This is a genomic window from Micromonospora sp. NBC_01655 (assembly GCF_026339755.1).
Classification (GTDB): domain Bacteria; phylum Actinomycetota; class Actinomycetes; order Mycobacteriales; family Micromonosporaceae; genus Micromonospora.
The window spans coordinates 283,778-304,124 of record NZ_JAPEQF010000001.1; the positions used below are offsets into that span (position 1 = coordinate 283,778).

Here is a 20,347-nt window from a genome sequence, read left to right on the forward strand (position 1 = left end):
GGCCGCGCGCCCGACATCCCTGCCCACCCGCCGGCCGCCCGAACGGCGGGCGTGCTGGGACGACAGTACGGCGTCGGCCGATATTAGGCTCGACCCACCGGCATCATCCCGCCGGCGCACCACAGGTCCGCGCCCCACAAGGACGCACACCGACACAGGAGTCAGCCATGGGCGTATTCGCCACCACCGACGGCCCGTCAGCCACCGGCCACGAACAGGTCGTGTTCTGCCAGGACACGCAGACCGGCCTCCGGGCGATCATCGGGATCTACTCCACCGCGCTGGGGCCCGCGCTCGGCGGCACCCGGTTCTACCCGTACGCCAGCGAGGACGCGGCGCTGGCCGACGTGCTCGACCTGTCCCGCGGCATGGCGTACAAGAACGCCCTGGCCGGGCTGGACCTGGGCGGTGGCAAGGCGGTGATCTGGGGCGACCCGGAGCAGCTCAAGGGCGAGGCGCTGCTACGCGCGTACGGCCGCTTCGTCGAGTCGCTGAACGGCCGCTACTACACCGCGTGCGACGTCGGCACCTACGTCGCCGACATGGACGTGATCGCCCGGGAGACCCGCTATGTCACCGGCCGTAGCGTGGAGCACGGCGGCGCGGGCGACTCGTCGGTGCTCACCGCGTGGGGCGTCTTCCAGGGCATGCGGGCCGCTGCCGAGCACGTCTGGGGCGCCCCCACCCTGGCCGGCCGGCGGGTCGGCGTGGCCGGGCTGGGCAAGGTCGGCAAGCACCTGACCCGGCACCTGCTCGACGACCGCGCCGAGGTGGCGGCGACCGACGTCGACCCGCGGGCGCGCGAGTGGGTCCGCGCCAACCACCCACAGGTCGAGCTGGTCGACGACGTCGCCGCGCTGGTCGCCGCCGACATCGACGTCTACGCCCCGTGCGCGCTGGGCGGCACCCTGAACGACGAGACCGTGCCGGCGCTGCGGGCGAAGGTGGTCACCGGGGCGGCCAACAACCAGCTCGCCCACCCGGGGATCGAGAAGCTCCTCGCCGACCGGGGCATCCTCTACGCGCCCGACTACGTGGTGAACGCCGGCGGTGTGATCCAGGTAGCGGACGAGATCGAGGGCTTCAACTTCGAGCGGGCCAAGTTGCGGGCCACGAAGATCTACGACACCACCCGGAACATCCTGCGGCTGGCCGACGAGGAGGGCGTCCCCCCGGCGGTGGCGGCGGACCGGCTCGCCGAGCGCCGGATGGCGGAGGTCGGCCGGCTGCGCACCATCCACCTGCGCTGAGCGCCACGCCCGACCCGGTGCGGAAACCGTGCCGGGTCGGGCTCCTCGGGCGAAACCGGACGGACGGCGGCGTTAAGCTGGAAGAAGGGGTGATTACTGCCCATCTGTCCGGTGTCACGGGCGGTTCGGCATCCGCCCCTTACCCCGGTACACTTGGTGACGGCCGGCTCACTGCGACGCGCAGGGCCGGCAGACAGTAACCCGAGGTGCCGAACAGCGGCATCCCCATGTACCGTAAGAGCCACGAGAGATGCCTGACGTCATCGGGGCCCGCCTTCGGGCTGCCCCGCATTCTGTGCGAGGGGGTCGAGCCATGGGGCGCGGCCGTGCTAAGGCCAAGCAGACAAAGGTGGCCCGGGAGTTGAAGTACCACTCCCCGACCACCGACCTCGCCGCCTTGCAGCGAGAACTCGGCGGCAGCGGCAAGTCGGACCACGACTTCGACGACGACTACAAAGAGTATGTCGACGACGATGACGAGGACCACGCGGACGAGGACCCGGATCCCTGGGTCCGTCCGACCCGCTGACCCCCGGTCGCATCTGAGCACGCGGTGACCCCCGCGTGCTCACGTATGTGCTCACCGGAAGGTGGCCTACCCACCCGACGATCAGGGGCCTGCCGTACCGGAGCCGATCCGGTCGCTGCGGCAGGTCCTTGATCTCGGGCCCGCGCCCTCAGCGGGGCCGGTTGTTCCAGTTGTAGAACGTCGGGATGTTCTCGAAGTGGTTCCAGGCGCAGACCGCGCTCGCGCCCTCGCCCCCCGCCACCTCCGACCGCAGCCGGCGCGCGTCCTCCGCCTCCTGGAGCAGGTCGGCCAGGCCGGCGGCAGTGTCCCGCACCCGGTCGACGACCGGCTGCCCGGTGACTCCCCTGACGCGCTCAGACTGCCGGTTTCCGGTGCTCTCGGGCATGGTCCAACACTCCCTCCAGTAAGTGGATCTTGCTGTTGCGGCAGTGCTCGGTCTCCGTACCGTCGAAACGCCCCAGCTCGAAGTAACGGTTGGCGGCGTGCCCGCCCCCGCAGAAGCCGAAGTACGGGCAGGACGCCCGGCACGCCTCCACGCCGGCCAGGAACTCCCCCACCCAGGGGGTCCTCCGCTCCACCCCGGCCAGGATCTCGGCCAGCGGGGTGGTCAGCACGTTGCCGCTGCTGAAGTCGCCGTACCGGGGATCGGTGAAGCCGGCCAGCTCCGGGGAGAGCACGGTCACCGACCCGTCGTGGCCCACTGTGGGGATCGGGTCGAGCCGCCGCGGCAGCAGGTCGTCGGCGCTGCCGTCGAGCACCGCCGCCACGTACCGCAGCGACCACTCCACCTCGCGCAGGTGGATCCGGGGATCCCGGCGCCAGGCGGCCACCAGCTCGGCCCAGAACGCGCGCACCGGAGCCGCGTCGTGGGCGTTGCCCCGGGTGTTGACCCCCTCGGTCTCCTCGATGTTGACCCCCAGCACGTCGCAGCCGAGGCCGAGGAAGTAGTCGTACAGCTCGGCGGCCCGGCCCGGGGTCGGGTCGCCGACCACCGCCAGCGCCGAGAACGGCAGCCCGTGCCGGCGCAGCGTCTCGATCCCGCGCACGATCCGGTCGTACGCCGGCCGGCCCGCCCGGGTGACCCGGTCGCCGTTGCGCCCGCGCGGCCCGTCCACGCTGACGCTGACCCGCACCCGGTGCGCGGTGAGGAACTCGCACCAGGCGTCGTCGATCAGGGTGGCGTTGGTCTGCACGTGGTGCTCGACCTGCGGCCCGAACGCGGCCAGCAGCGCGGCCAGGTGCTCCCGGCCGGCCGCGAGCGGCTCCCCGCCGTGCCACACCACCGAGAACCGGCCGGCCGTCGCCCACGGGTTCACCGAGGCGGCGACCGCCTCGGCCACCGCGACCGACATCCGGCGGTCCGCCGACCGGTGCGGGAGGTAGCAGTACGCGCAGTCGAGGTTGCAGAGGGTGGTCGGCTGCATCACGACGTACGACGGGACCGGGGAGACTCCCCGCATCCCGCTCGTCGGCCGTCCCCGAGCAGCCATCGCCCTCCTTTTCCTGACCCGAAGGCGCCCTTCAGGCTAGGCGGCGATGGCCACTCGGGTGAACCCCCGATCAGGTGGTCGGACGATCGGCGCTGGGTGATCAACCCCGGGTGTGCTGGCCGACCATCTGCACCTTGCCGGTGCCCTCGATGATCTCGCCGGCCTGCCAGGCGTCCACGCCCCGGCCGGTCAGGGTGGCCAGGGCCCGGTCGGCGTCCTCGGCGGAGACGATCGCGAACATGCCGACGCCCATGTTGAAGGTCGCGTCCATCTCGGCGTCCTCGATCCGGCCCTTGGACTGGATCAGGTCGAAGATCGGCTGCGGCTTCCAGGTGGACCGGTTGACCACCGCGTCGACGTGCTCCGGCAGGATGCGGACCAGGTTGCCCGGGATGCCGCCCCCGGTGACGTGCGCGATCGAGCGCACCTCGGCCTCGGCGATCAGCTTGAGGCAGTCCTGGGCGTAGATCTTGGTCGGGGTGAGCAGCTCCTCGCCGAGGGTGCGCTGCCGGCCGAAGTCCTCGATCACCACGTCCAGCCGCATCCGGCCCGCCCCCAGCAGCACGTGCCGGACCAGCGAGTAGCCGTTGGAGTGCAGGCCCGAGGAGCGCATCGCGATGACCACGTCGCCGATCTCGACCCGGTCCGGGCTGAGGATCTCGCTCTCCTCCACCACGCCGACGCCGGTGGCGGAGACGTCGTACTCGTCCGGGCGCAGCACGCCCGGGTGCTCGGCGGTCTCGCCGCCCAGCAGCGCGCAGCCGGCGTACCGGCAGCCGTCGGCGATGCCGGCGCCGATCTCGGCCACCTTGTCCGGGACGACCTCGCCGCAGGCGATGTAGTCGAGCAGGAACAGCGGCTCGGCGCCGCAGGCCACCAGGTCGTCGACGACCATGGCGACCAGGTCGATGCCGATCGTGTCGTGGATGTCGAGCTGCTGGGCGATCACCAGCTTGGTGCCGACGCCGTCGGTCGAGGACGCCAGGATCGGGTTCTTGTACTTCTTCGTGTCCAGCCGGAACAGGCCGGCGAAGCCGCCGAGGTCGCCCATGACCTCGGGCCGCCGGGTCTGCCTCACCTTGGACTTGAGCAGCTCGACCGCGCGGTCGCCCGCCTCGATCGAGACGCCGGCGTCCGCGTACGAGACCGAGCGTTTGCGCGCCGGGCGGCCGGTGCCGGCCGTCCAGGGCTGGCGGTCGCCGCCGGCGCCGGTCGGGCTGCTTCCTGTGCCGCTGCGCTCGGACACGTGCGTCACGGTTCTCCCCTTTGTGGTTCTCGCGGGACGCCGGGGGTGACCGGCGGGCCCGCGTCGGGCGGTGCTATGGGCGGTGTACGGTCGCGCCGCCCGGAGCGGCGACGAGCGGTGCGGCGACGTGCTCCGGGGCGTCCGGGGCACCAGCGACCCGGCGCTCCACCGCTTCGAGCACGTGCTTGCCGATCAGGTTCCCGGCCGGCAGCTCGATCGGGTACTCCCCGTCGAAGCAGGCCCGGCAGAGCCGGGTCTTCGGCTGCTCGGTCGCGGCGATCAGGCCCGACAACGAGACGTAGCCCAGCGTGTCGGCGCCGATGGAGCGCCGGATGCCCTCGTTGTCCAGCCCGTTGGCGAGCAGCTCGGCCCGGGTGGCGAAGTCGATGCCGTAGAAGCACGGCCAGTTGACCGGTGGGGAGGAGATCCGGACGTGGACCTCCAGGGCGCCCGCCTCGCGCAGCATCCGCACGATGGCCCGCTGGGTGTTGCCGCGCACGATCGAGTCGTCCACGACGACCAGCCGCTTGCCCCGCACGTTCTCCCGCAGCGGGTTGAGCTTGAGCCGGATGCCGAGCTGACGCAGGGTCTGCGACGGCTGGATGAAGGTGCGCCCGACGTACGGGTTCTTCATCAGGCCGGCGCCGTAGGTGATCCCGGACTCCTCCGCGTAACCGATCGCGGCCGGGGTGCCGGACTCCGGAACCGGGATGACCAGGTCGGCCTCGACCGGGTGCTCCTTGGCGAGCTGGCGGCCGATCTGCACCCGGGCGGCGTGCACGTTGCGCCCGGCGATGGTGGCATCGGGCCGGGCGATGTAGACGTACTCGAAGAGGCAGCCCTTCGGCTCCGGCGCGGCGAACCGGCTGGACCGCAGCCCGTCCTCGTCGATGGCGATCAGCTCGCCCGGCTCCACCTCGCGGACCACGCTCGCACCGACGATGTCCAGCGCGGCGGTCTCGCTGGCCACCACCCAGCCGCGCTCCAGCCGGCCGAGGACCAGCGGGCGCACGCCGTGCGGGTCACGGGCCGCGTAGAGCGTCGACTCGTCCATGAAGACGAAGCTGAACGCGCCACGGAGCTGGGGCAGCACCTCCAGCGCGGCGGCCTCGACCGAGAGGTCGGGCCGGCTGGCCAGCAGCATGGTCACCAGCGAGGTGTCGTTGGTCGAGCCGTCGGCGACCAGGCCCCGCTCGGCGACCTCGCGCTGGAGTTCGGCGGTGTTGACCAGGTTGCCGTTGTGCGCCAGCGCGATGGTGATGCCCGAACTGGTGGACCGGATGGTCGGCTGGGCGTTCTCCCAGGTCGAGCCGCCCGTCGTCGAGTAACGCGCGTGCCCGATCGCCAGGTGCCCGCGCAGGCTGGCCAGGGTGGGCTCGTCGAAGACCTGGGCCACCAGGCCGAGATCCTTGTAGACCACCACGCCCGAGCCGTCGCTGACGGCCATCCCGGCGGCCTCCTGGCCCCGGTGCTGGAGGGCGTAGAGCCCGAAGTAGGTCAGATTGGCGACCTCCTCCCCGGGCGCCCAGACGCCGAAGACGCCACACGCGTCCTGCGGGCCGGGTCGTTGGGGATCAAGGTCGTGGCTCAGCCGGCCGTCGCCTCGGGGCACCTGCCGCTCCCTCATGCTGGGTCTGGACTGGCCGGGCGGGATCTCGGGGGCGGATCCGCGCTTCCTCGGCCGGGACCACTGTCGTCGCCCACCAGTGTACGCGAATCAGTATCAATACAGAAAGTCACGGTCTCGCTCCCTTCCGTAATCGGAGCCGGGGGCTAATCGCCCAGGGGGAGCGGAAGGTGCGGGGAGAGGTCAGCGCGGACACCACTGACCCGTACGCGGCCCTCGGCGACCGCGTCCGCCCAGCTCCGGCGGCCCGTCGCCAGCTCCAGCCAGGCGGTCGGGTCCAGCTCGACGACGTTGGGCGGGGTGCCCCGGGTGTGTCGGGGACCGGGAATGCACTGAACTGCACCGTAAGGTGGGACACGCACCTCCACCGAACGGCCGGGGGCATGGTCCGCAAGGGCGGCCAACAGGGTACGGACCGCCTCCCGGAACACCGGCCGTTCGGGCGTACGACCCTCATCGAGGGCGGCGAGTGCGGCGGCCACGGCTGCGGAGTTTGTGTGCGGAGAGGACACGACGGGACGATACGGCCCGGCTCCGGCGCTTTCGACGCTGGCCCTGGGTCGCGCCGATCCGGTCCGACAAGGCATAGTTGCCGACGGCGTATTCGTACCGTGATGATCCCCGGCCCGGCGCCCCGCCGGCCAGGGAAGTCAGACCGGAAGGCGGTGGACGTGTCAACACACCGACGTGCCTGGAAGCAGCGGGCCGGTGTGGTCGTGGCGCTGGTGATCGGCGCCCTGCTCGCCATCCCCGCCGCACCCGCCCTGGCAGCCGACATCAGCGTCTCCCCTGGCTCAGCGACCATCCAGGCCGGCGGCACCACCGCCGTCAACGTGCAGCTGACGCCGGGGGGTGACGAGAGGTTCGTCATCATCAGCGTCGCGGGTCTTCCCCGCGGCGTGAGCTGCGCAAGCGGCTGCGGCAAGGTCGACTTCAACGGCACCGACGCGGTGAACCACGTCGTCCAGCTCCGCGCCTCCGGCGACGCGCCGAACGCGGACAACCAGCGGGTGACGGTCAACGCGTCCAGCCCCCTGGGCGGCCAGAACAGCCGGGACTTCCAGCTCAGCGTCAAGGCGAAGGCGGAGCCGGAGCCGACGGAGCCGCAGGTGCAGACCGTCAAGTCGGTCTCCGGCAAGGTGGTGGCCGCGGCCAACGGGGAGGCGGTGCCGAACGCCATCGTCATGCTCCAGGACCGTGCCGGCCACCGCTACGAGACCACCAGCGACGGCAGCGGGAACTTCCGCTTCACCGGCAGCAAGGACCGGCCGATCACCCCCGGCCGGATCGACCTCGGTGCGGTGCAGGGCGGGGTCCAAACCGCCAAGTCCTTCGACGCGAGCGCCGGGCAGAGCGTGACCGGGCAGCGGATCAGCCTGGCGATCAAGGTCGAGGTGAGCCCGAGCCCCACCCCGTCGGCCACCAAGGAGCCGCTGCCCACCGACGAGGCGACCGAGGAGACCACCGACGAGAGCCCCGCGGCCACCCCGGGGGCACCGCAGAACGCCAGCGACGAGGACTCCGGCGGCCTCACGTCCTGGCTGCTCATCCTGCTCGGCGGCCTCTTCGTGGCCGTCGGCGTCGGCACCATCGTGCTGCTCTGGATGAAGCGTCGGGAGAACGGCGACGACACCGGTGACGACGCCCCGGCCGGTGCCGCCGGGGCGGGCGCGGTGCCCGCCGCCCGCGGGGCGTACCACGGGGCGGACGACAAGACCCGGGTGGTCAACCGGGTCGGCGCCGGGCCGGACCCGACGATGGTCGGCGGCACCTCGCTCAGCGACGCCCCGACCATGATGCACCAGCCGGTCGTGGACGACGTCCCGCCGGACCCGTACGGCGCCCCGCCGCCCGCGTACGGCCCCGGTGGCCAGCAGGGCGGTTGGGGGGCCGGCAGCGGCGGGTACGGCGACGAACCCCAGGGCGGCGGCTACGGCGCGGCCGGTGGCTACGGCACCGCGCCCGCTTCCGGGGCCGGCTACGGCACCGCGCCCGCTTCCGGGGCCGGCTACGGCACCGCGCCCGCTTCCGGGGCCGGCTACGGCACCGCGCCCGCTTCCGGGGCCGGCTACGGCACCGCGCCCGCCTCCGGGGCCGGCTACGGCACCGCCCCCGCCTCCACCGGCGGGTACGGCGGCACGCCGGGCGGCTACGGCACCGACGCCCCGGCGTCCGGAGGCGGGTACGGCAACGCCCCGACCTCCACCGGCGGCGGATACGGCGCCACCGGCGGGTACGGCGGCACGCCCGGCGGCTACGGCACCGACGCCCCGGCGTCCGGCGGCGGGTACGGCAGCCGGGACTACGGCGCGGCGGGCGCGGCGGCCGGGGTCCAGCCGGGCCAGGGCGGCGGCTACGGCGAGCGCTACGACGAGCCGACCGGCCGGTACACCGGCGGCGACACCGGCTCGTACACCCCACCGGCGGATCCTTACCCGACCAGCACCTACCAGGCCGACCAGGGCCACGGTTACGGCCAGCAGGAGCCCGCACAGTACGGCCGCGGCGGCGAGCCCGCCAGCGACGGGTACAGCCAGCAGGGCGGCGGCTACGACGCCGGTCAGCAGGGCGGCGGCTACGGCCGCGGCTACGACCAGCGCGGCGGCTACGGTGGCGAGAGCTACGGCCAGCCGGGCAGCTACGGCCAGCCGGGCGGCCACGGTCAGCCGAGCGGCCACGGTCAGCCGGGCGGCCACGGTCAGCCGGGCGGCCACGGCCAGCACGGCGGCAGGTACGGTCAGCCGGGCGGGTACGACCAGCCGGGCGGCGGGTACGGCCAGGAGCCCCCGCAGCAGCGCGGCGGCTACCCCGACCGCGGCTACGACCAGCCGGCCGGCTACGACCAGCAGGGCGACGGCTACTACGGCGACCAGGCCCAGTCCGGTCGGGCCCGGCCGGACGGCCCGCCGCAGCAGGACCGGGGCGGACGCCGGCTGGACTGGCTGGACGACTGACTCCCGCGGGCGCACCGCCCGCACCACGACGAAGAGAGCGGCTGCCCCGTCGGCAGCCGCTCTCGCCGTCTGGGCCGGGACGAAGCCAGCGGAAGGCGGACGAGGGGCGGACCAGCCGGCTCAGGCGGCCGAGAAGACCCCCTGGCGCAGCACCGGGACCACGTCCGAGACGTCGACCTGGACCGCCACCTCCACGTCACCGGCGAAGCCGCCCTCGACGAGTTCCCGGCCGGAGACGCAGCCGCGCACGGCGGCCGGCACGTCCGGAGTGCTGGCCAGCGCGGCGAGGGCCATCGCGGCCTCCACCGACAGCCCGCCGGGCACTGCGGAGAGGGCGTCGAGCACACCCGCCGCCCCGAGTTGGTCCTCCACCGACGGCCGCAGCGAGCCGTCGGGCCAACGCTCGCCGGAAGCGACCACGCCGATCGGGGCGTCGGCCGAGCCGTACCCCCGCTCGCACAGCCAGCGCCCGACGGCGCGCGCGTTGCGCAGGCAGGCGGCGACCACCGGAAGTCCGGTGGCGCTGGCGGCGGCGCTGATCGCCGAGCCGTTCGGCGACGGCAGCACCAGGTCGGCGACGACCGGCGCGGTGCGCAGCGCCGCCGGGGAGAGCGACCACGGATGCTCCGGGGTCGTCTGCCGACGGCCCACGGCGGCGACCGCACCGACCCGGCGCGCGTACTCGGCCGCCTGCTCGCCCCAGGGGAACGGGTGCACCCGCGTCCCCCGGGCGACCGCGACCTCCACGGCGGTGGTGAACGAGAGCACGTCCACCACCACCAGGACGGCGCAGACGCGACCGAGCTCCGCCGCGCCGGTCAGCCCCCAGTCGAACCGGGCGCCGGAGCCGGGCTGGGCGAAGACGGCCGCGGCCACCGCCTCAGCGCTGATCGGGCGCGGCGGACCGGTCGGCGCCACCGGCGTCGGGGTCGGTCGCCCCGGAGGGACCGGTGGCCCGCTCCGCGCCGTCGACCCGCTCGGGCCCCCAGCCTGGGGCGTCCGGGGCGGTGGGTCCGGCCTCGGCCGGCGCCGGCGCGTCGTCGGCGACCGGCCCGTCGGCCACGGCTGACCCGGTGTGCTCCGGCGCTGCCTGATCGGCCGGCGCGGCGACGGGCGCCGCCTCCCGGGCCACCTCGACGGTGTCGACCGCCGGCACCGGGGCCACGGCGGCTGCGGTCGCCGCCGGAGCGACGCCCGGCCCGGCCGGGGCGGCCCCGGCCGGCTCCGACCCGCCGAAGAGCCGGGGCAGCGTGGCACCGTGCACGACGCGCAACTCGTCCAGGTCGATCCGGAACTGGCCGCGCACCTCCAGGCCGTCGCCGGCCGGGTCGGTGACCCCGACGAACTCCCACGGCACGCCGCGCTCGGCGCAGAGGGCGGTGAACGCCTTCTCGTGGCCGCGCGGCACCGAGACCAGGGCCCGCCCGGCCGACTCGCTGAACAGGAAGACGAACGGCATCGAGCCGCCGGTGAACTGCTCCGGCACCGCGATCTGCGCGCCGACCCCGTGGCGCAGGCAGGACTCGACCAGGCTCTGGGCGAGACCGCCGTCGGAGAGGTCGTGCGCGGAGCTGAGGTGCCCGACCCGGGCGGCCTCGGCCAACAGATCGGCGAGCTGCCGCTCACGGGCCAGGTCGACCTGCGGCGGGATGCCGCCGAGGTGCTCGTGGGTGACCCAGGCCCACTCCGAGCCGGAGAGCTCCACGTGCGTCTCGCCGAGCAGGAAGAGCTGGTCGTGGTCGCCGCCGGCGCGCGGGACGAAGCCCATCGACACCCGCTCGGCCACGTCGTCCAGCACACCGAGCACGCCGACCACCGGGGTCGGGTGGATCGCCGCCGCGCCGGTCTGGTTGTAGAAGCTGACGTTGCCGCCGGTCACCGGGATGCCCAGCTCCAGGCAGCCGTCCGCCAGGCCGCGCACGGCCTCGGCGAACTGCCACATCACACCCGGATCCTCCGGCGAGCCGAAGTTGAGGCAGTTCGTCACGGCGATCGGCTTCGCGCCGGTCACGGCCACGTTCCGGTACGCCTCGGCCAGCGCCAGCTTGGTGCCGTGGTACGGGTCCAGCCGGGCGTACCGGCCGTTGCCGTCCAGCGACAGGGCGACGCCCAGGCCGCTGCCCTCGTCGATCCGGATCACGCCGGAGTCCTCCGGCTGGGCGAGGACGGTGTTGCCCAGCACGTACCGGTCGTACTGCTCGGTGACCCAGGTCTTGTCGGCCAGGTTCGGCGACGCGATCATGCGCAGCACGGTCTCGCGCAGCGCCTCCGGGGTCGACGGCCGGGGCAGCGTCTCGGCCCGGTCCGCCTGGAGCAGGATCAGGTCGGCCGGCTCGCGCATCGGGCGGGCGTAGACCGGCCCGTCGTCGACCAGCGAGCCCGGCGGGACGTCCACCACGAGCTGGTCGCGCCAAGTGATCACCAGCCGGCCCGGCTGGCCGTCCGGGGAGGGCGCGGTGACCTCGCCGATCGCGGTGGCCCAGACGCCCCACTTCTCGGCGGTCTTGAGCACCGCCTCCAGCTTGTCCGGGGCAACGACCAGCAGCATCCGCTCCTGGGACTCGCTGGCCAGGATCTCCTGCGGCTCCATCGAGGCCTCGCGCAGCGGGACCCGCTCCAGCCAGACCCGCATGCCGGTGCCGGCGGAGGCGGCGGTCTCGGTGAGCGCGCAGGTCAGCCCCGCGCCGCCGAGGTCCTGGATGCCGACGACCAGCTCGGCGTCGTACAGCTCCAGGCAGGCCTCGATGAGCAGCTTCTCCATGAACGGGTCGCCGACCTGCACCGACGGGCGGCGCTGCTCGCTGCCCTCGTCGAAGGTGGCGCTGGCCAGCACCGACACGCCGCCGATGCCGTCCCGGCCGGTCCGGGCGCCCATCAGCACCACGACGTTGCCGGGGCCGGTGGCCTCCTTCCGCTGCAGCCGGTCGACCGGGAGGACGCCGAGGCAGAGCGCGTTGACCAGCGGGTTGCCCTGGTAGCAGGGGTCGAAGACGACCTCGCCGCCGATGTTGGGCAGGCCGAGGCAGTTGCCGTAGCCGCCGACGCCGGCCACCACGCCGGGCAGCACCCGGGCGGTGTCGGGGTGGTCGGCCGCGCCGAAGCGCAGCGGGTCCATCACGGCGACCGGGCGGGCGCCCATGGCGAGGATGTCCCGGACGATGCCGCCGACGCCGGTCGCCGCGCCCTGGTACGGCTCGACGAAGCTCGGGTGGTTGTGCGACTCGACCTTGAAGGTCACCGCCAGCTTGTCGGAGACCTGGACCACGCCGGCGTTCTCGCCGATGCCGGCCAGCATCCGGTCGCTCGGCGGGGCCTTCTCACCGAACTGGCGCAGGTGCACCTTGCTCGACTTGTAGGAGCAGTGCTCGCTCCACATGATCGAGTACATGGCCAGCTCGGTCTGGGTGGGGCGACGGCCGAGGATGTGCCGGATCCGGTCGTACTCGTCGTCGCGCAGGCCCAGCTCGGCGTACGGCTGGAGCTCGCCGGGGGTGTCCGTGGCGCGCGGCACGGTGTCGGGGCCGTGCGCCCAGTCACCGGCCGGCGCGGACCGGCCCTGGTCGGGGTGGCGGACCGCCTCGACGGGCCGAGCCGGGGCGACCGGGCCGGCCTGCGGCGCCACGGGGGCCGCGAACGGCTCCGCCGGGGCGACCGGGAAGCCGCCCGGGTTCTCCCGTACCGCCGGGTCCGGATGGGTGGTCATGGCCTCTCCTCGCTGCGCTCGCCGCCGCTGGGGCGATGGAGCCGAACGGTGGTGCCGCGCACGGTCACGCCGGGGCCCCCACCAGGTGCTTGAGCACCGAGGTGAAGAAGCCGAGGCCGTCCAGGGAGGGGCCGGTGAGCGCCTCCACCGCGTGCTCGGGGTGCGGCATGATGCCGACCACGTTGCCGGCGGGGTTGGTGATCGCGGCGATGTCGCGCTGCGACCCGTTGGGGTTGCCGCCGACGTAGCGGGCGACGACCCGGCCCTCGGCTTCGAGTTGGTCGAGCGTCGCGGCGTCGGCGACGTAGCAGCCCTCGCCGTTCTTGACCGGGATCAGCACCTCCTGGCCCGGCTGGAACGTGTTCGTCCACGCCGTGCCGGCGGCCTCGATCCGCAGGACCTGGTCCCGGTTGCGGAAGTGCAGGTGCTGGTTGCGGGTGAGCGCGCCGGGCAGCAGGTGGGCCTCGCAGAGGATCTGGAAGCCGTTGCAGATGCCGAGCACCGGCAGGCCGCCCCGGGCGGCGTCCACCAGGGTCTCCATCACCGGGGCGAACCGGGCGATGGCACCGCAGCGCAGGTAGTCGCCGTAGGAGAAGCCGCCGGGGAGGACGACGGCGTCCACCCCGCGCAGGTCCGCCTCACCGTGCCAGAGCCGGACCGGCTCGGCGCCGGCGATCCGGACGGCCCGGGCCGCGTCCCCGTCGTCGAGCGAGCCGGGGAACGTCACCACACCGACCCGCGCGGTCACGGGTGCGCGTCCACGATCTCGTCGGCCTCGACCACGCGGACGGTGAAGTCCTCGATGACCGGGTTGGCGAGCAGCTTGTCGGCGATCTCCCGGGCCCGGTCAAGGTCCGGTTCACCGGTGAAATCGATCTCGATCCGCCTGCCGATCCGGACAGAGGCGACGTCGCTGACGCCGAGCCGAGGCAGCGCGTTTGCGACGGCCTGACCCTGAGGATCGAGGATCTCGGGCTTGAGCATGACGTCGACGACGACGCGAGGCACTGGGCACTCCTGACTGTGTACGCAGTTGGGTGCCGACCCACAACGGGCGAGCGCAGCCAGCCTACCTGGCAGATACCGCCTCAGCCGCATCGGCCGGGGGCAGTTCAGGCAGTGATCAACATAACCGACGGAACGCGGGCGGCATGGTGTCCGATCCCGCGTGAAACGTCCCCGAGCAGGCCGTTAGCCACGCCACAGAATGCCAAATTGTTACATCGGCCAGTCTCGATCACGCCCTTGCCGCAAGATACGCCGACCCCTACTATCCATCGACAAAGCCCTATGTAAGGCCGGCGGGTGACCCGCAACCCCCACCGGCGCGACCGACCCGGCGATCCCGGGTCCGTGAGGCAAGGAGTACGTCCCGATGCGTATCCGTTCCCTGCTCGCCGTGGTCGGCACCGCACTGGTCGGCGTCCTGGGCGCCACTGGTGGCGCAGCCGCCGCCCCGGCCGGTCCCCAGCCGATCATCGGCGGCGGCACCGTCTCCTCCGCCCCCTGGGCGGCCGCCGTGTTCAGCAACGGCTCGTTCACCTGCTCCGGCAGTGTCATCGCCGCGCAGTGGGTGCTCACCGCCCGGCACTGCGTCAGCGGCACCATGTCCGTCCGGGTCGGCAGCGTCTACTACGCCTCGGGCGGCACCACCCGCACCGTGAGCGCCTCGTACACCCGCTACGACCTGGCCCTGCTGCGGCTGTCCAGCGCGGTCAGCACGTCCACCGTGACGCTGGCCAGCAGCAACCCGCCGATCGGCTCCACCAACACGATCTACGGCTGGGGTATGACCTGCTACAGCGGCTGCTCCGCCTCCAGCCAGCTCAAGACCGCCAGCGTCCAGGTGACCAGCACCAGCGTGACCGACGCGTACGGCGGCCAGGCGATCCGGAGCACCCGGATCAACGGCAACGCGTGGCGGGGCGACTCGGGCGGCCCGCAGTTCTACAGCGGCCAGCAGGTCGGGGTGGCCTCCACCGCCGACGGGTCGAGCATCCAGAACTACGGCAGCGTCGCGTACAACCGGGCCTGGATCACCTCGGTGGCCGGTGTCTGACCGTCACCCTGCCCGGCCCGTCTGGGGCCTGTCGGGTGGTTGACACCGCGAGCGGCGCGGATGGTCGGCGGAGCGCCGGCCGTCCGCGCCGACCCGTTTTGCAGCATCCGGGCAGCTGACCACGGCCGACGAACCGGCCCCCGGCCGGTACGACAGCATCGAACCGTGCTGGTCGTGACGACGGATCAACTGCCCGGCTACGAGATCCGCCAGATCCTCGGCGAAGTGGTGTCCTCGATGGCCAGGACGCGCAACCCGTACCGCGAGGGGGTGAAGAACCTCCGTGGCGGCGCGTACGACCCGATGGCACCGGACAATCTGACCCGCTGGCGGACGGACTCGGTGGCCCGCCTCGGCGAGGAGGCCCGCCGGCTCGGCGCGAACGCCGTGATCGGCATGCGCTTCGACAGCCGGGACTGCGGCGAGATGTGGATGGAGATCTGCGCGTACGGCACGGCGGTGATCGTGGCCCCCAAGACCCCGGACATCATGCCTCCGGACCAACCCATGATCGCGGCCGAGACGGCCAACGACCCGGCGATCACCGGGTCCCCCGGCGGCATCGCCGAACCGGCCAGCGCCCCCAACCTCAGCTCCGCCGCCGAAACCCCCACCCGCAACTCCTGACCCACCCACCGCCCCACCTGCCCCGCCCCCACACCCGCCGGCGGGGCGAGGCCGGGGGGTGGGGGGCTGGGGGGTGGGGTCAGAGGATGGGGGGTGGGGAGTAGTTCGCCGCGGTGGGGTGGGCGGTGACGATCTTGGCGATGCGGGTGGTGACCGCGTTGACCTGGGCCTCGGCGGCGCCGGCGAAGGCCGTGCGGTCGGCGACCAGGGCGTCGATGTCGGCGCGGGACAGGCCCAGGCGGGCGTCGGCCGCCAGGCGGTCGAAGAGGTCGTTCTCGGCGGCGCCCTGCTCCCGCATGGCCAGCGCCACGGCGACCGCGTGCTCCTTGATCGCCTCGTGCGCGGCCTCCCGGCCGACGCCCCGCCGGACCGCCGCGACCAGGATCTTCGTGCTGGCCAGGAAGGGCAGGAAGCGCTCCAACTCCCGGTTGATCACCGCCGGGTACGCCCCGAACTCGTCCAGCACGGTGAGGAACGTCTGGAACAGCCCGTCGGCGGCGAAGAACGCGTCCGGCAGGGCGACCCGGCGGACCACGGAGCAGGAGACATCCCCCTCGTTCCACTGGTCGCCGGCCAGCTCGCCGACCATCGACAGGTACCCCCGGATGATCACCGCGAAGCCGTTCACCCGTTCGCTGGACCGGGTGTTCATCTTGTGCGGCATCGCGCTGGAGCCCACCTGGCCCGGCTTGAAGCCCTCGGTGACCAGCTCCTGACCGACCATCAGCCGGATCGTGGTGGCCAGCGACGACGGCGCGGCGGCGACCTGGGCCAGCGCGGCGAGCACCGCCATGTCGATCGAGCGCGGGTAGACCTGGCCGACGCTGTCCAGCACCCGGGCGAAGCCGAGGTGTTCGGCGACCCGGCGCTCCAGCTCGGCGACCTTCGCGGCGTCGCCGTCGAACAGGTCGAGCTGGTCGGCGGCGGTGCCGACCGGGCCCTTGATCCCGCGCAGGGGGTACCAGTCGATCAGGTCCACCAGCCGCTCGTACGCGATCAGCAGCTCCTCGGCGGCCGACGCGAAGCGCTTGCCCAGCGTGGTGGCCTGCGCGGCGACGTTGTGCGAACGGCCGGTCAGCACCAGGCCGGAGTGCTCGTGGGCGAGCCGGGCCAGCCGGGCCAGCGTGGCGACGACCCGGTCCCGGACCAGCTCCAGCGAGGCACGCACCTGGAGCTGCTCGACGTTCTCGGTGAGGTCCCGGGAGGTCATCCCCTTGTGCACGTGCTCGTGCCCGGCGAGCGCGCTGAACTCCTCGATCCGGGCCTTCACGTCGTGCCGGGTGACCCGCTCGCGCTCGGCGATCGAGGCCAGGTCGACGTCGTCCAGCACCCGCTCGTACGCCTCGACGACCCCGTCGGGGACGGCCACGCCGAGGTCCCGCTGGGCGCGGAGGACGGCGAGCCAGAGCCGCCGCTCCATCCGCACCTTCTCCTCGGGCGACCAGAGGGCGACCAGTTCGGGCGAGGCGTACCGGTGGGCGAGCACGTTCGGGATCGTCGTCACGTACCTCATTCTCCCGCACGCCGCGCTGGTCACCCCAGCCAGGCCACCACGGCTCACACCCTGGGCACGTCGTGCACCGGGGCGCTCACCACGATGGTCTTGGTCTGCTTGCCGTGGGAGTTGCGCACGGTCAGCGTGTACGTGTGCTTCTGGATATCGCCCTCCCCACCCGAGCAGGGGAAGTTCAGGACCTCGCTGCCGGCCGGCGGGTAGTCGTCGGCGTAGATGCCGGGGCCGTCGATCGAGAGGGCGACGGAGTCGACGTTGCTGGCCTTCCACTCCACGAGGACCGGGCTCCCGGCGATCGGGTTGACGCTGGTCCCGGCCGGACAGGACGGCTTGTCGGCGACCCGGAAGTAGGCGATGGCGGGCGCGTTCGACGTCGACTTCGTGCCGGACTCGCCACCGCTGCTGCCGGTGCCGCCGCCCTTCGCGCCGCCCCCGGTCGACCCGCCGCCCGTTGACCCGCCGCCCTTCGCGCCGGTGCTGGCCGACGCGCCGGAGCCGGGACCGTTGTCGCCGGAGCCGCCGCCGGCGGCGGCCGATCCCGGCGCGGCGGCGGGGGCCTCGGTCACCGTGGTCGACGCGGTGGACTCCGTGGACGTCGTGGCGGTGGACGTGCAGCCGCTGGCCGCGAGCCCGGCGGCCAGAACAACGACGGCAGCGGGGCGGAGCAGAGCTCGACCGGGCATGACCACTCCTAGAGGAGGCACCGCCACCGGGACGTCCGGGCGGGCTGACACCCACGGTAGGTAGCCCCGACAACGCCGACTGACCTGCGCGAACGCCCCCGCGGGAAGGAGGGCGGGAGCCGGCGACCGGGGCCGGCTCAGTAGGGTGCGGGGCGGCCGGTCAGGGCGGCGTACAGGCCGGCGGCAGCCGCCTGCTCGGAGTCGTACGCCTGGCGGACGTCGTGCACGCCGCGTTCGTACAGGCCGATCTCCCAGCCCCCGTCGGGCGAGCGGCGCAGGAACCAGAAGTCGGGCGGGACCGGCACGTGCTCGTGCACGTCCTCGATCTCGAAGGCGTTCGGCGACAGCCCCGCCGCCAGCAGGGCGCCGCGCACCTCGTACCGGTCCACACCCGGCCTCCCTTCCGCGTCGCCCGTCAGCAGACGGCCGGAGCGTAGCCGCGCTGGAGCGGAAGGGCGCAGGCCCCCGCCGTCAGGTCCTCCTCGACCAGGTACCCGTGCTGGAGCAGCCATGTGATGCTCAGGGTCGCCCCGGCCTGCGGCAGGTACCCCGGGTTGAGCTGGAACTGGGTGCCCAGGCCGGACTGGGCGAACCAGGGCGCGATCGGCCCGGAGTCGACCGCGAACGGCCTGACCACGCAGTAGACGTGGTAGTTGGCCAGCGGGGCGCCGGCCGGTGTGTTGAGGTTCGACGGCGGCAGTGACCGGGCGCCGAACGGCGTGCCGAGCGGGGCGAGGAACGCGCCGCCCGGGAAGCCGAAGCGGTCGAGCCGGTACCCGGGCAGCAGGGTCTGCTGGTTCTTGATCGGACCGTCGGGGCCGAGGACGAAGCCGCTCGCGGGCGGGTAGACGTACCCGGTCCCGGTGGCGTTGCCGAACTGCCGGAGGAACTCGGTCCCGGTGCGGCCGCCGAAGCGCTGGTAGCCGGCCAGCAGCGGGCCGACCGGCGGCGCGCCGGGCAGCACGGCGGGGCCGAGCAGCGGGTTGTCGTCGAAGTGGGCCGTGGTGGGCGGCGCGTTCGGCGGGTTGCCTGGGCGGCACAGGCCCTGCGCCGGCTGCGGCTGGCCGGCGTCGGCCCGGAGCCCGCCCGCCTGGCGGGACGCCGACGCGCCGGCCTGATCGGTGGCGTTCGGGGCCGCGGCTTGCGCGGCCGTGGGTGCCAGCGCCAGGGCCGCCCCGGAAAGGGCGGCCAACGCCCAACGAGGAATCTTCATTACGAACCTCCAGAATTCGGACAGCGAGCTGTCCTCATCTTCAGGAGGTCGTGCACTAGATGTAGGCTTTAGTCCGCTTTACCACCGGGACGGCTGACCGCTCCGAGCGCACGGCACCCCACCGGCCGGCGCGGCCGGTGGGGTCGAATCCGCCTTCAGCGCTCCAGGATCGCCGTCACGCCCTGGCCGCCCGCCGCACAGATCGAGATCAACCCGCGCCCGGAGCCGGACTCCGCGAGCAGCTTGGCCAGGGTGGCCACGATCCGCCCGCCGGTGGCGGCGAACGGGTGCCCGGCGGCCAACGACGAGCCGTTGACGTTGAGCCGGTTCCGGTCGATCGCGCCGAGCGGGCCGTCCAGGCCCAGCCGGTCCTTGCAGAACTCCGGCGACTCCCAGGCGGCCAGGGTGGCCAGCACCTGGGAGGCGAACGCCTCGTGGATCTCGTAGTGGTCGAAGTCCTGCAACGTCAGCCCGGCCCGGTCCAGCATCCGGGGCACGGCGTACGCGGGGGCCATCAGCAGCCCCTCGTCGCCGTGCACGAAGTCCACCGCGGCCGTCTCGAACCAGCTGAACCAGGCGAGTACCGGGAGGCTGTGCTCGCGCGCCCACTCCTCGGACGCGAGCAGCACCGTCGACGCTCCGTCGGTCAGCGGCGAGGAGTTGCCGGCGGTCATGGTGGCCCGGTCGGCGTCCGGGCCCCGGTGCCCGAACACCGGCTTCAGCGAGCCGAGCTTCTCCAGGCTGGTGTCCGGGCGCAGGTTCTGGTCCCGGGTCAGCCCGAGGTACGGGGTCATCAGGTCGTCGAAGAACCCCCGCTCGTACGCGGCGGCGAGGCGCTGGTGGGAGCGCAGCGCCAGCTCGTCCTGGGCCTGCCGGTCGACGTTCCAGCGCAGGGCGGTGCGGGCGGCGTGCTCGCCCATCGACAGCCCGGTGCGGGGCTCGGCGTTGCGGGGGATCTCCGGCCGGAACGGCTGGAGCGGGCGCAGCTTCGCCGCGATCCTCAGCCGCTCGCCGAGGGTCCGGGCGGAGTTGAGCCGGAGCAGGGTGCGGCGCATCTCCTCGTTGACCGCGAGCGGCGCGTCGGAGGTGGTGTCCACGCCACCGGCGATGCCGACGTCGAGCTGCCCGAGGGCGATCTTGTTGGCGACCAGGATCACCGCCTCCAGGCCGGTGCCGCAGGCCTGCTGGATGTCGTACGCCGGGGTGCGCGGGTCGAGGCGGGAGCCGAGCACCACCTCGCGGGTCAGGTTGAAGTCCTTCGAGTGCTTCAGCACCGCCCCCGCGACGACCTCGCCGGCCCGCTGCCCGGCCAGCCCGAACCGGGCCACCAGGCCGTCCAGCGCCGCGCCGAGCAGGTCCGCGTTGGACGCGCTCGCGTACCGGGAGTTGGACCGGGCGAAGGGGATGCGGTTGCCGCCGATGACCGCGACCCGCCGGATGCTCTGCACGATCC

The 20,347-nt window shown here is 73.4% G+C and carries 19 protein-coding genes; 5 read left to right on the forward strand and 14 right to left on the reverse strand.

Going from position 1 to position 20,347, the window contains the following annotated elements:
- The first annotated feature begins 167 nt into the window (after positions 1-167).
- A complete protein-coding gene (locus OOK41_RS01485; RefSeq protein ID WP_266262544.1) occupies positions 168-1,250 on the forward strand; it encodes a Glu/Leu/Phe/Val dehydrogenase in 1,083 nt (360 codons plus the stop codon).
- A 313-nt stretch (positions 1,251-1,563) separates the two neighbouring features.
- Positions 1,564-1,779, forward strand: a complete 216-nt coding sequence (locus OOK41_RS01490; protein WP_117667944.1) for a DUF3073 domain-containing protein — start codon at positions 1,564-1,566, stop codon at positions 1,777-1,779.
- Between the two features lie 148 nt (positions 1,780-1,927).
- Here the strand turns inward: OOK41_RS01490 and amcA are convergent, their stop codons facing one another.
- From amcA to OOK41_RS01515, 5 genes are all read right to left on the reverse strand, one after another.
- Positions 1,928-2,164 (reverse strand): multiple cyclophane-containing RiPP AmcA, encoded by a 237-nt coding sequence (gene amcA / locus OOK41_RS01495; protein WP_117667945.1) that lies wholly within the window; start codon positions 2,162-2,164, stop codon positions 1,928-1,930.
- Positions 2,133-3,239, reverse strand: a complete 1,107-nt coding sequence (gene amcB, locus OOK41_RS01500) for a cyclophane-forming radical SAM peptide maturase AmcB (protein WP_305792064.1) — start codon at positions 3,237-3,239, stop codon at positions 2,133-2,135. The genes amcA and amcB overlap by 32 nt, the downstream gene beginning before the upstream one ends.
- Before the next feature lie 130 nt (positions 3,240-3,369).
- Positions 3,370-4,524 carry a phosphoribosylformylglycinamidine cyclo-ligase gene (purM, locus tag OOK41_RS01505; RefSeq protein WP_117667947.1) on the reverse strand — a complete coding sequence of 385 codons (1,155 nt, stop codon included), beginning with the start codon at positions 4,522-4,524 and terminating at the stop codon, positions 3,370-3,372.
- Between the two features lie 64 nt (positions 4,525-4,588).
- The gene (gene purF / locus OOK41_RS01510) at positions 4,589-6,127 is read right to left on the reverse strand and encodes an amidophosphoribosyltransferase (RefSeq protein WP_117668016.1); all 1,539 of its coding nucleotides are present in this window, start codon (positions 6,125-6,127) and stop codon (positions 4,589-4,591) included.
- A 161-nt stretch (positions 6,128-6,288) separates the two neighbouring features.
- Entirely contained in the window at positions 6,289-6,624 is a 336-nt protein-coding gene (locus tag OOK41_RS01515; RefSeq protein WP_117668017.1) for a sterol carrier family protein, read from the reverse strand.
- Between the two features lie 189 nt (positions 6,625-6,813).
- On the opposite strand from OOK41_RS01515, the gene OOK41_RS01520 reads away from it, so the two are divergent.
- Positions 6,814-9,096 carry a carboxypeptidase regulatory-like domain-containing protein gene (locus OOK41_RS01520; RefSeq protein WP_323136149.1) on the forward strand — a complete coding sequence of 761 codons (2,283 nt, stop codon included), beginning with the start codon at positions 6,814-6,816 and terminating at the stop codon, positions 9,094-9,096.
- Positions 9,097-9,216: 120 nt separating this feature from the next.
- Here the strand turns inward: OOK41_RS01520 and OOK41_RS01525 are convergent, their stop codons facing one another.
- The 4 genes from OOK41_RS01525 to purS form a co-directional block, all read right to left on the reverse strand.
- Complete coding sequence (locus OOK41_RS01525) at positions 9,217-9,972, reverse strand: 2-phosphosulfolactate phosphatase (RefSeq protein ID WP_117668018.1); 756 nt, start codon at positions 9,970-9,972, stop codon at positions 9,217-9,219.
- A gap of 4 nt (positions 9,973-9,976) precedes the next feature.
- Entirely contained in the window at positions 9,977-12,799 is a 2,823-nt protein-coding gene (purL, locus tag OOK41_RS01530) for a phosphoribosylformylglycinamidine synthase subunit PurL (protein ID WP_266262551.1), read from the reverse strand.
- Positions 12,800-12,863: 64 nt separating this feature from the next.
- On the reverse strand, positions 12,864-13,547 hold the full coding sequence (purQ, locus tag OOK41_RS01535; protein WP_117667950.1) for a phosphoribosylformylglycinamidine synthase subunit PurQ: 684 nt from the start codon (positions 13,545-13,547) through the stop codon (positions 12,864-12,866).
- Positions 13,544-13,807 carry a phosphoribosylformylglycinamidine synthase subunit PurS gene (purS, locus tag OOK41_RS01540; protein ID WP_266262554.1) on the reverse strand — a complete coding sequence of 88 codons (264 nt, stop codon included), beginning with the start codon at positions 13,805-13,807 and terminating at the stop codon, positions 13,544-13,546. The genes purQ and purS overlap by 4 nt, the downstream gene beginning before the upstream one ends.
- A 367-nt stretch (positions 13,808-14,174) precedes the next feature.
- On the opposite strand from purS, the gene OOK41_RS01545 reads away from it, so the two are divergent.
- The gene (locus OOK41_RS01545; protein ID WP_117667952.1) at positions 14,175-14,858 is read left to right on the forward strand and encodes a DUF1986 domain-containing protein; all 684 of its coding nucleotides are present in this window, start codon (positions 14,175-14,177) and stop codon (positions 14,856-14,858) included.
- A gap of 60 nt (positions 14,859-14,918) precedes the next feature.
- A complete protein-coding gene (locus tag OOK41_RS01550) occupies positions 14,919-15,485 on the forward strand; it encodes a YbjQ family protein (RefSeq protein ID WP_266262557.1) in 567 nt (188 codons plus the stop codon).
- 79 nt (positions 15,486-15,564) lie between these two features.
- Here the strand turns inward: OOK41_RS01550 and purB are convergent, their stop codons facing one another.
- From purB to OOK41_RS01575, 5 genes are all read right to left on the reverse strand, one after another.
- Positions 15,565-16,989, reverse strand: a complete 1,425-nt coding sequence (purB, locus tag OOK41_RS01555) for an adenylosuccinate lyase (protein ID WP_266262559.1) — start codon at positions 16,987-16,989, stop codon at positions 15,565-15,567.
- Between the two features lie 53 nt (positions 16,990-17,042).
- On the reverse strand, positions 17,043-17,681 hold the full coding sequence (locus tag OOK41_RS01560; RefSeq protein WP_128763555.1) for a hypothetical protein: 639 nt from the start codon (positions 17,679-17,681) through the stop codon (positions 17,043-17,045).
- Positions 17,682-17,818: 137 nt separating this feature from the next.
- Entirely contained in the window at positions 17,819-18,070 is a 252-nt protein-coding gene (locus OOK41_RS01565; protein ID WP_117667956.1) for a hypothetical protein, read from the reverse strand.
- A 26-nt stretch (positions 18,071-18,096) separates the two neighbouring features.
- On the reverse strand, positions 18,097-18,894 hold the full coding sequence (locus OOK41_RS01570; RefSeq protein ID WP_266262562.1) for a TNT domain-containing protein: 798 nt from the start codon (positions 18,892-18,894) through the stop codon (positions 18,097-18,099).
- 155 nt (positions 18,895-19,049) lie between these two features.
- Positions 19,050-20,342: an acetyl-CoA C-acetyltransferase gene (locus OOK41_RS01575; protein WP_266262563.1), complete on the reverse strand. Its 1,293-nt coding sequence runs from the start codon at positions 20,340-20,342 to the stop codon at positions 19,050-19,052.
- Positions 20,343-20,347: the final 5 nt, after the last annotated feature.